This is a genomic window from Fimbriimonadaceae bacterium, from assembly GCA_019638775.1.
In the GTDB taxonomy this organism is placed as follows: Bacteria; Armatimonadota; Fimbriimonadia; order Fimbriimonadales; family Fimbriimonadaceae; genus JAHBTD01.
On the sequence record JAHBTD010000030.1, the window covers coordinates 1 to 10,562 of the forward strand.

Below are 10,562 nucleotides of genomic sequence, written 5' to 3' on the forward strand. Positions count from 1 at the left end.
CCATTCATCCGGGTGGGGCGGGTGGTTGGAGACGACCTATTGGAACAGCTATTTCTTGAACAACAACAATACCGTCGGCGCGCCGGCCTACTGGCTCCTCAATGCGAATTTACACAAGACGGTGGAGTTCAGTCCTACGTCCTGGTTCCGGTTCGCGAAATTCTATCTGCAGTTGGATAACATAGCCGATAAACGGTACGTCGGCTCCGGCGGCGTCATCGCCGACAGCACGCCCGATGCGAATAAGACTTTGTTCTTCGCAGGCTACGGGCGGGCCATTTATGGAGGGGTAACGCTGGGGTTGTTCTAACCGAGGCGAACCGTGAGCGCGGTGGGCAGTTGGCGGTGCGGAACTGTAGCAACCGTGAGCACCTGTCTGTAGACAAGCTCGCCTGCGCTTGCGTAGGGTGGAGGCCGTTTTTCCTACGTAAGGGACTCGTGGACGCCATCATCCGCTCCATGTCGATTGTGCGCTCCCGTCGTGCCCTGTTGTGGCTCGCCTGCCTCCTGGCCTGTATTCGAGTGCTCGCCGTCGGGATTTGCTCCACCTGTTTCAACGAGTTCGACGCCCCCGCGTCGCGCGTCTTTTATCTCCATGACGGGAGCGACCATGACGCCTGTCACCACGGCCGCGAGCCGGTGAGTCCGCTCGTCGCCTGGGCATGCGAAGTCACTCAGGACGATGCGGATTTCGTGTTGCCGGACAGCCCCCTGTTGCCGATCATCGTGTCGTTCCTGGTTCCGCTGACTCTCCTCGGTATCTCCCGCCGGGACAGCCTGTTGCTTGCCGGTAAGGGCCGCTCCCCGCCGCTGCAGTCGCTTCTTTCGTAACGTTCACCCATACGCTTTTTGAACCACAGAGGTCGAACGCCTGCGCGTGCGCCTGGTGTGTGCGTCTTGTCGGGAGAACGCTCTCCTCGACGCATCTGCCCGGGCGGCTGCGGGTGCGAATCGCCTTTGCCCTGAAGGGCGTTCTGCGCCCGGAGGAAAGGAATTTGTGACGTCATGAGTAACTGTCTCCATACTTCGTTGCTAAGAACCCGTGTCATCGGTGGCCTGCTCCTGGGCCTGCTGTGCCCGTTGCCGCTTGCGTCGGCCGCAGACCCTTCGGTTCAGGAAGAGTCGGATGCTATCCCGGTCGTGAACGCGCCGGATGTGGTGATCTCCGCGACACGGACCCCGACCTCGATCGGCAATGTGAACCAGTCCGTCACCGTCGTCACGGAAGAACAGATCCAGCAACAGATCGCCGTCTCACCGGGGAGAAGTTTGAGCCAGATTCTGCCGAAGCTGGTACCCGGCATGTCCCAGAACGACGGCTCGCTGGATTCCGGGACGACGCAAACGATTCGAGGCCGCCAAATCGCAATTCTGATCGACGGCGTGCCACAGTTGAGTAGTCCGACGATCCAGCAGGATCTGGCGCATATCGATCCGAGCGCCATCGAGCGCATCGAGATCGTGCGCGGGGCGACCGCGATTTACGGCAACGGCGCAACCGGAGGGTTGATCAACATCATCACGAAAAAAGCCGGAGAAGGGAAACCCGCGTTCTATACCGAAGTGCAAGGTAGCGGCTCCTTGACCAGGGTCTTACGAGGACTCAGCGGCACCATCGTGCAGGGATTCCAGGGGAAGAAGGATTGGTTCGATTACAACATCGTCGGCACTTTCAATCACCAGGGGGGCATGTTCGACTCAGAAGGGTCCCGGACCATGCCGGGGACCAACGGGGTCGGCGGCTATGCCGATACGAAGACGTACAACATCCTGAGCAAATTCGGCGCCACCTTCGGCGAGCATCGATTTCAGCTGACGTTTAATCGAAAACAGACACGGCAGGATACGAACTACATCGTTGACCCCAATGTGGATGCCTTACCTCGAACGACGGCCCGCTTCGTACCGGGCCTGGCGCTCGACGACCAACCGAAGTTGACGAACACGCAGATCAGCGCCGACTATACGCATCCCCATCTCTTTCTGAACAGCCGCGTGCACATTCAAGGGTACTATCGCAGTCAACGGACGACCTTTCCGACATTCGATGTCAGGCCGTTCGGAGGAACGGAGGTATTGCAGGGCCTGCCGCAAACCGACGTGCTCGGCACCAGGGCGGAGATCACCACCCCGATTCCCGTCTACGGCAAGCCGCAAATCACCTGGGGGATGGACTTCTCCAGTCAACATGGCGATCAGATGCAGAACCTGTACGACCCCGCCGTTCTCGACGCCTCTGGAGGCCGGGTGTTCAGCAAGATCGGGCAGTCGGCCTTGCTACCCTCGCGCGTGTTTCAAACCGCAGCGGCCTTTGCCCAAGGTGAGTGGACCCCGCTCTCCTCGTTGGTTCTGCGGGCCGGCGTCCGGTATGAGCGGATCGGGATTTCGAGCAGCGATTTCACGGACAGCGTCGGCACGTTCTCGCCGGCCAGCACCATCAGATTCGACGCCACGGTCTTTAACGCCGGCTTTGTCTATCACTTGACGGAGCCTCTGGACCTCTTCTTCAATTTCAGCCAAGGCTTCAACGTGCCGGTGGGATCGATCGATTCGGCCTTAACCGTGACGCCGGGCACTGCCATTCAGTTCAGCAATCTGCAGCCGCAGCGGGTCAATAACTACGAACTCGGTCTGCGAGGCAACTGGAGCAAGGTGCAGGGATCTTTGTCCGGATATATTTCGAAATCATCACTGGGACTGAATTTCGATCAGTTCACGAACTCATTGCAGCGCGCACCGCAAACCATTTACGGCGTGGAGGCGACGCTCGATGTGCAACCGTACGAAGGGTGGAAGATCGGCGGCACCTATACATTTGTGGAAGGCGACCAGACGATTGGCTTCAATCCGGATGTGCGCACGCCGTTGAATGGCTTCAGCATTCAGCCGCAGAAGATTACCGCCTATCTGGAACATCTGACGGTGCCGGAATGGCAGTGGCGGAATCGCGTTCAGGTCCTGTATTCGGGCAGTCGCACCAGGTCGTTGACGGCCTTCAATTCAGGCCTCGATCCGACCGGAGACCCCTTTTCCATGACGGAATACTTCCTGGTGGACTTCATCAGCACGGTGAAGGCCGGGCCGGGAACCTTGCGTTTCGGCATCGAGAATCTTCTGAACCAGAAATATGTGGCGGCGTTCAACCAGATTCCCTTCTCCAATAGTTTTCACTACGCGGCGCGAGGAGCCACGGCGACGATCGGCTATTCGATGACGTATTGATCGATCCCGGATCGATCGAGTCCGCCCCTCTGATGTCAGCAGACTGGTTGCCGGGCCGCCCTCAAACGGCTCGGCAACCTCCTCGTATCCGCCACGTCTGTAGCAAGAGTGAGCAGCCGTCGGTAGACAATTCTCTGTGCGGTTTCGTAGGGTGAGCGCGCCCCTGGACCGTGGAGACAATCCGTGAAGATTCCGTTTCGATGCATCCATCAGTCCGCTCCGTTGAGCCGCAGTACACAAGCTGTGGCGTTGCTGGCCTTGCTGTTGATTACGATCCGGCTGGTCGCCGGATTTGTCTGCTCGACGTGTTTCAACGAGATTGAACGTCCGGACACCCGATCGTTCCATCTCCACGGCGGGGGCGATCTCGATCCCTGCCATCATGGAAGAGCCACGGCGCATCCATTGGTCAAATGGGCTTGTGCGGTCACGGTTGACGATCCCGCCGTTGTCTTGCCGGATGTGCCACAACTCTTTCTGGTGGTGTCGTCCCTGGCCGTAACGGTTCTGCTGATCGTGCCCTTTCGCGGCCGCTTCCTCATCGCGGCCACCGGCCGCGGACCTCCTCTCACGTCTGTCTGACTCCACCGTCACCACATCGATCACCATTGACGAGCCGGATCCCGCGCAGGCCGAGACGGGCGGTTCACGACGACGGTTCCGCACGCCTTGTGAAGGGCGAGTGGCCTGCGGGTTGTCTCCGGCGGACACAGACTGCGGGCTCTGTTTCGACAGGGGGCCGCAGGAGAGGAAGTTATGTCGCACGCTACAAGGTCGCGTTTTCGAATTCGCATGGCCGGTCTCACGGTGTCTCCGTGGGGTCGAGCCGCATTCCGTTCATTGTCGGTCGTGGTCACACTCGTCGCACTGACAGCCTGTATCGGCCCGCATAAGCCGGTGCCGACGCACAAGGCGGAGGCCGCGCCTGCTCCGGCACCTGAGCGAGCCGACGGGCCTGCCTCCGTTGAGGTCATGCCGGCGCCGACCGAGACGGCGGCCGGTTCGCTCCCTCCCTCCCCGCCCGTGCCGCCGCCGGCGGAGCGCGCTCAGTCGACCTCTCCGGACGTCCCGGTGGTGAATGTCAAACCGGTGTATGTCATGGCCCAGCAGGAGTCGTACCATGCCAGCCATGCCACCACGGCCACTAAGACCGACACGCCGATCATGGAAACGCCGTTTTCCATCCAGGTCGTTCCGCAGCAGGTGTTGAAGGATCAACAGACGACGCGGCTCGACCATGCGCTGAACAATGTCAGCGGAGTCTTTGCCAATCAGTCGCTGAGCCTGTTCGAGTCTTTTACGATTCGAGGGTTTGAAACGTTCGACTACTATCGGGAAGGAACCCGGTTCCAGTCGGCCCTGACGCAAACCGGCCGGAGGGAAATGGCGAATCTGGAGCGGATCGAGGTCCTGAAGGGGCCGGCCTCGATTCTCTACGGACGGATCCAGCCTGGCGGCATGATCAATCTCGTCACCAAGAAGCCGCTGGAAGAATCCTACTATTCGATCCAGCAGCAGGTCGGGTCCTACGATTTCTACCGTACCGCTTTGGATGCGACCAGCAAACTCAACGAATCGGGGTCGCTGCTGTATCGCTTCAACATGTCCTATGAAAACAAGGGCTCATTTCGGGAGTTTATCGATGACCAGAAACTGTTCATTGCGCCGGTGGTGCAATGGAAATTGAGCAACCGCACGCAGATCACCTTCGACGGGGAATACAGCAAGGGCAAAGTCCGTCCGGACTATGGCACCGTGGCTCTCGGCACCAGGCCGGCCAATCTGCCGATTGAGCGCAACCTGGGCGAGTCCTTCGCCAAGGCGGACTACACGACCCTGCTCGGCGGATTCAATTGGTCGCATGAGTTCAACAGCCAGTGGAAGATTCAGCACCGGGCCTATCTGCAATCAACGAAGGAAGACGATCAGGTGGTGCTGCCGCTGGCCCTGCAGGCCGACAACGAAACCTTGGATCGATTTTTCGCCGGTTTCCAGGGCAACAAACACAAGACCTATACGACCAGTCTCGATCTGACCGGGCATTTCGACACGTTCGGGCTCAAACACCGGCTTTTGGCGGGAGGGGACTACTACCAGTTCAAGAATACCGCCACCATCGTCGATAACTTCGCCTTTCCCTCCATCAACATCTTTAATCCGGTTCATGGCGGGAGTCCGATTCCCGATCCGGCGGATAATTTTGTGTTCGATCTCCGCGAGAAATGGTTCGGCCTCTACCTGCAAGACCAGGTGGAACTGCCGTTTCATCTCCATCTATTGGCGGGCCTGCGGTACGACAGCGCGGAGATCACGAGCGACAGTACGTTCGGCGGGACGCGGACCGTGTCGAGCAGCCGGCAGTCTGCCGTCACTCCGCGTGTGGGTCTGCTGTGGCAGCCGATCAAGGAACTCGCGTTCTACGGCAACTATGTCGAAGGCTTCGGTGTCCCGAATGTCGGAGCGCTGGGAGTAACCGGGGCGCCGCTGAGAGCGGAAACCTCCCAGCAGTGGGAGGCCGGCATCAAGACCGATCTCTTCGATGGTCGCTGGACGGCGACCCTTTCCTGGTTTGAATTGACAAAGCAGAATGTGGCCACGGGCCATCCCGATCCCGCGCTGGCCGCCTTGGGGTTCTCCGTGCAAACGGGTGAAGCGCGCAATAAGGGGATCGAACTGGACGTCGCCGGAGAAGTGCTCCCGGGATTGGATGTGATCGCGACCTATACGTACACCGATTCCGTCATCACTCAGATGAACGACGGCACGGTCGGCAATCGCTTCCCCAATGTCCCGAAACATGCGGGCAGCCTGTGGACGACCTACCGGTTCCAGGAACCGCGTCTGACTGGGTGGAAAGTCGGGGCCGGGGTGGTGGCGAGAGGCGAGCGGGACGGCAATCGGGAAAACGACTACCAGATGCCGGGATATGTCCTCGTCAACCTGATGGCGAGTTATACGATACACGTGGGGCCCACACGACTCACCGCGCAACTGAACGTCGACAATCTTTTAGGCCAGGAATACTTCCCGAGCAGCGCAGGATTGGGTCGCGGCCGGATCGACATCGGGACTCCGCGCTTCTTCCTGGGATCGATCCGGATGGAGTTCTAACGGCGTGAAACGTGCGCGAGGACACAATAACGGTGACATGTCGAGAGCCCGGTTCCCGAGTCGCCGGGAGAATATCAGTCCGCACCGCGAAATCGCGGTGCGGACTGTAGCAACTGTGAGCAGGCATCCGTAGACAGGCCATGGAATGGCTGCGTACAGTCGAACAGTATTACTGCGGAGATCGATTCGTGCATTCGCCGGTACGCCTCATCCCCCATAGGCCGCTTGATCGACGGTTGTCATTTTTGGCGGTCGGCACGGCCTGCCTCTTGATCATCATTCGGGTCATCGCGGCGGTGGTCTGCGCGGCCTGTTTCTACGACTTTGAAGAGCCACAGCGCCGCTCCTTCCATCTACATACCGCCGGCGACCGGTCCCCCTGTCACAATGGCCGAGTCGAAGTCGATCCGGTAACCGCCTGGGCCTGTCAGGTCAACAAAGATGAACCAGCATGTGTGTTGCCGGAAATCCCTCGTCTGCCGGTACTTGTATCGTTCTTCCTGCCGTTGATCCTGCTGATGTGGTCCTATCCTGGCCGCCCGCTGGTCGCGGCTCATGGCCGCGGTCCCCCGTTCCTCGCGCACTGATTCAATTCCAGTCACTTGTTTCTCGACCGATCCGTTGCCACGCAGACGGCCTGCGCTCGTCGGCCAGCTGCGCGATTGGTGTCGAGGTCATTCTTGCGCGACCTACATGAATCGGGTCGAAAGGGGAACGCATGCGTTGGTCAACCTGCGCCGCGAGAGGCGCCGTTTTGTCTCGATGTGTCACGGGGATGGGCATTGTCTTAGGGGTACTGGGGGCAGGGCCTGGATTTTCGGCGGAGCCCCTGCCAGCGCCCACGGCTGACGCGGAAACGGTACCGGAGGTCGGTATGCCTGAAGTGGTGGTCTCCGCCACGCGCACACCGCAGTCGATTGCGACGATTCCGGGGTCGGTCACCGTCATCACGGAGCAGCAGATTCAGCAACAAAACACGATTTCGCCCACACGAGCGTTAAATGATCTGTTGGGGAAATTGGTGCCGGGCTTCAGCCAGGCGGACCAGAGCACCGCCACGTCGTTTGCACAAACCTTGCGCGGGCGTGACATTCAAGTGTTGGTGGACGGGGTGCCGCAAAACACCAGTCCGATGACGGGTCGCGACCTGTTCACGATCGATCCGAGCGCGATCGAGCGAATCGAGGTGATTCGCGGCGCCACGGCGGTGTATGGCAACGGCGCGACAGGCGGGCTTGTCAACATCATCACCAGGAGAGGGACGGACGGCAAGCCAGTCTATACGAGCGATACGAGCCTCAACATCGCGCCGCGCCGCCCGGGGCAGAGCATCGGCGGCACTCTCACGCAAGGAGTCTCGGGGAAAAAAGGCGCGGTCGACTATGTGGTGACCGGCGCATTCAATCATATTGGCGGGACCTTTGATGCCCAGGGAGATCGGGCGATGCCCAGTCATGGCGGTGGCATCGGGAGTGTGGCGAACTCAAATACCTATAATCTGTTTACCAAGATCGGCTATCAGTTCAGCGAGGAGCAGCGGTTGCAACTCTCCGTGAACTATCTGCAACACCGCCAGCACTCGGATTTCATCGTGGACGGGGCTGGCTCTTTGGTGTGCCCCACTCCGCAGAGTCCCGGCTGCTTTCGCAGCAAACAGCGGTATCTATCGGGGATGCAGCTGGACGACCAACAGCTTGGGGAGAACGCGAATGTGAATCTGGAGTACACGCACCGGTCGTTATGGGGAAGTCAGATCAAGACGCAGCTGTTTCACATGAATAATTCGACCCGGTATCAGCCATGGGATGCGCGTGCGTTCGGAGGACCCCTCCAGCAAGGCTCGCAGGATTCGCGTAAATGGGGCGGTCGGTTCTGGGCGACGACGCCGATTCCCCTCTACGGCGATCCTGAGATTCTGTGGGGCGCCGACTACATCGTGGAAAACGGCGGGAGCCGTTCAACGTTCTTCGATAATGCGCAATTCGATGCCAGCGGAGGGCGTATTTTCACGAAAAACGGTGTCGAGCAAACCGGCAAAACCTTGCTTCGGAATATCGGGACGTTCGCGCAGATGCAGTGGCATCCTCATGAGCGATGGCTGCTGCGGGGCGGCGTACGATACGAGGATGTCCGCCTGGAGGCGTCGGATTTTATCAACTTCATCCAGAACACTATTCAGGGGGGGACGGTCGGGTACAGCGCCACGGTGTTCAACGCAGGGACAGTGGTTGATCTCACAAGGGAAATCAACACGTTCTTTAACTACTCCGAAGGCTTTTCGCTGCCGAGCCTGGCCGACTCGTTTGCTTTCCAGCCGTCGGGTAGTTTGGAATCGGTGAAGCCGAAGGCCATTCGTGTGCGGAATTATGAAGTTGGGCTTCGCGGCACGTGGAGCCCTTTGAGCGCCTCCTTGTCGCTATTCCGCAGCACCTCTCAATTCGGGGCCGTGTTCAACCTCCTGACGGGGCAACTTCAACAGGTGCCGGAAGTCATCGAAGGCATCGAGGCGGCGGTGGATGCGCGGCCAAGCGATCGCCTGCGAATCGGCGGGACCCTGACCTATCAAAAAGGGAAAGCGGACCTCACGAATGACGGGAATTACACGCCTCTAACTACGGCTCGTATTCCGCCGCTCAAATTGACTGCGTACCTTGAGCACGAGACCGTGCCGGAGTGGCAATGGCGCAATCGCATTCAGATGCTGTACTCCGGAACGCGTAGTCAGTCCCACGAGGCATTTCTGGCGGGACGCGGCGGGGATAGTCTGGCGGTGTCGAGCTATGTGATCGTGGATCTCTACAGCACGATCAAGGCCGGGCCCGGGTATCTGCGGCTCGGGGTCGAGAATCTTCTGAACAAGATGTATTTCCTGCCGCAGGCACAAATCGTCGGAACCGGGATTACGGGTGGGCGAGGCACCGTATTGACAGTCGGTTACAACATGAAGTTCTGATTGCGATCTTCGCCCAAAGATCGTCAATGTCGCTGTTTGTGAGGCGGGAGCGTGGCTGTTTGAAGGAAGCCTCAATGCGATTGCTCGCCCTTCTCTCAACCTCCGCACCTGCCGACCGGCAGGTGCGAGGCCCATCCATCTCCGTGACGGACCGTCGGATGTAGCATCCGTGAGCAGGAGGTAGTAGACATGAGGGAAGTAGTTTCGTATGGTAGGGGGTCTTACACCTAGATCGAAAGTGTGTCTGGTGAACGACGTCCTCCACATCATGCCTCTTCGTGGGCGAACGGGGCGGGCCCCGTAGATGCTCTTTGTCGTCTCCTGTCTGTTGGTGGCTATCCGTGTGGTTGCCGGCTTCGTGTGTCACACGTGCTTTGTTGATTTCGAACGGCCGACCTCTCGGAGTTTCCATCTCCATGCCGGGGGAGACCGTGATCCCTGTCACCACGGTCAAGCCGAGGCAAGTCCCCTGACGACCTGGGCCTGCACGGTGACGCAGGACGAAACGGCGTTCATCCTTCCGGACGTACCACGTCTCCCGATTGTGGTCTCTGAGTTTGTGCCGCTGGTCGTGCTCCTGTTGTCCTATCGCACCCTGTTTCAAATTGCGGCCCACGGCCGCGGTCCTCCCGTGACGTACTCCTGATCACCCGTTTCATCCGTACTGAATAGCCACCGTCCCGATGCGGGTCCGAGGGGTATGGAGCCGTGTTGTGGAATACGTCTTCACCCGGCGTCCGTCTGTCGCTCGAAGGGGGACTTCCGTGAGGACCTTGGTATCACTGCCGCGATGCTGCGTCTGCAGGGCACAGGAGTGTCTGTCGCATGTCTGGTAGAGCCGTCACATCTTCGTCGAATGCGGGAGTAGCTCGCGAGCTCGTGCAAGCCGGAGTACGGGACCGTCGCGCGCGAATGTGGCGAACGTGGTGGGTGCAGGCGCATCTCTATGTGGGCCTGATCGTAGGGGCGTTGCTGGTGGTCTTCGGATTGACGGGCAGTATCCTGGTGTTCTTTCAGGACATCGACGAGTGGCTGAATCCGACGGTGCTGACGGTGGACGCGCCTGCAGAGGGGCAGAGTAGCCACCGGCCGATCGGTGAGATTTTGGCGGCGGCGGAACGGGCGGCGGCGCCGGGGAGTCGTATCACGCAGGTCTATGGGGCGACGACTCGCGAACGGGTCATGGCCGTCTATATGGAGCAGCCGTCGAAAGCCTGGCAGCGGATTTTTGTCGATCCCTACCGGGCCCGGGTGACAGGGGTACGCAGTTATGGGC

The 10,562-nt window shown here is 59.7% G+C and carries 8 protein-coding genes; all 8 read left to right on the plus strand.

The window, feature by feature from the left end; genetic code table 11:
• Nucleotides 1-310 (plus strand): hypothetical protein (locus tag KF784_18295; protein ID MBX3121014.1); only part of this gene is annotated, 310 nt, incomplete at its 5' end.
• A 149-nt stretch (nucleotides 311-459) separates the two neighbouring features.
• A complete protein-coding gene (locus tag KF784_18300; protein ID MBX3121015.1) occupies nucleotides 460-831 on the plus strand; it encodes a hypothetical protein in 372 nt (123 codons plus the stop codon).
• Nucleotides 832-1,005: 174 nt separating this feature from the next.
• Nucleotides 1,006-3,222, plus strand: coding sequence for a TonB-dependent receptor (locus tag KF784_18305; protein ID MBX3121016.1), 2,217 nt, complete (start codon nucleotides 1,006-1,008; stop codon nucleotides 3,220-3,222).
• Nucleotides 3,223-3,405: 183 nt separating this feature from the next.
• Nucleotides 3,406-3,804, plus strand: coding sequence for a hypothetical protein (locus KF784_18310; protein ID MBX3121017.1), 399 nt, complete (start codon nucleotides 3,406-3,408; stop codon nucleotides 3,802-3,804).
• Nucleotides 3,805-3,978: 174 nt separating this feature from the next.
• Complete coding sequence (locus tag KF784_18315; GenBank protein ID MBX3121018.1) at nucleotides 3,979-6,333, plus strand: TonB-dependent siderophore receptor; 2,355 nt, start codon at nucleotides 3,979-3,981, stop codon at nucleotides 6,331-6,333.
• Between the two features lie 140 nt (nucleotides 6,334-6,473).
• Nucleotides 6,474-6,920 carry a hypothetical protein gene (locus KF784_18320; protein ID MBX3121019.1) on the plus strand — a complete coding sequence of 149 codons (447 nt, stop codon included), beginning with the start codon at nucleotides 6,474-6,476 and terminating at the stop codon, nucleotides 6,918-6,920.
• Nucleotides 6,921-7,051: 131 nt separating this feature from the next.
• Nucleotides 7,052-9,286, plus strand: coding sequence for a TonB-dependent receptor (locus KF784_18325; protein ID MBX3121020.1), 2,235 nt, complete (start codon nucleotides 7,052-7,054; stop codon nucleotides 9,284-9,286).
• Between the two features lie 825 nt (nucleotides 9,287-10,111).
• On the plus strand, nucleotides 10,112-10,562 hold a 451-nt coding region (locus KF784_18330), incomplete at its 3' end, for a PepSY domain-containing protein (protein MBX3121021.1).

Excerpts from the sequence above, each read along its gene's own strand:
- KF784_18315 (MBX3121018.1), top strand. The coding sequence starts at position 3,979 with ATGTCGCACGCTACAAGGTCGCGTTTTCGAATTCGCATGGCCGGTCTC.
- KF784_18305 (MBX3121016.1), top strand. The coding sequence starts at position 1,006 with ATGAGTAACTGTCTCCATACTTCGTTGCTAAGAACCCGTGTCATCGGT.
- KF784_18320 (MBX3121019.1), top strand. The coding sequence starts at position 6,474 with ATGGAATGGCTGCGTACAGTCGAACAGTATTACTGCGGAGATCGATTC.
- KF784_18300 (MBX3121015.1), top strand. The coding sequence starts at position 460 with ATGTCGATTGTGCGCTCCCGTCGTGCCCTGTTGTGGCTCGCCTGCCTC.
- KF784_18325 (MBX3121020.1), top strand. The coding sequence starts at position 7,052 with ATGCGTTGGTCAACCTGCGCCGCGAGAGGCGCCGTTTTGTCTCGATGT.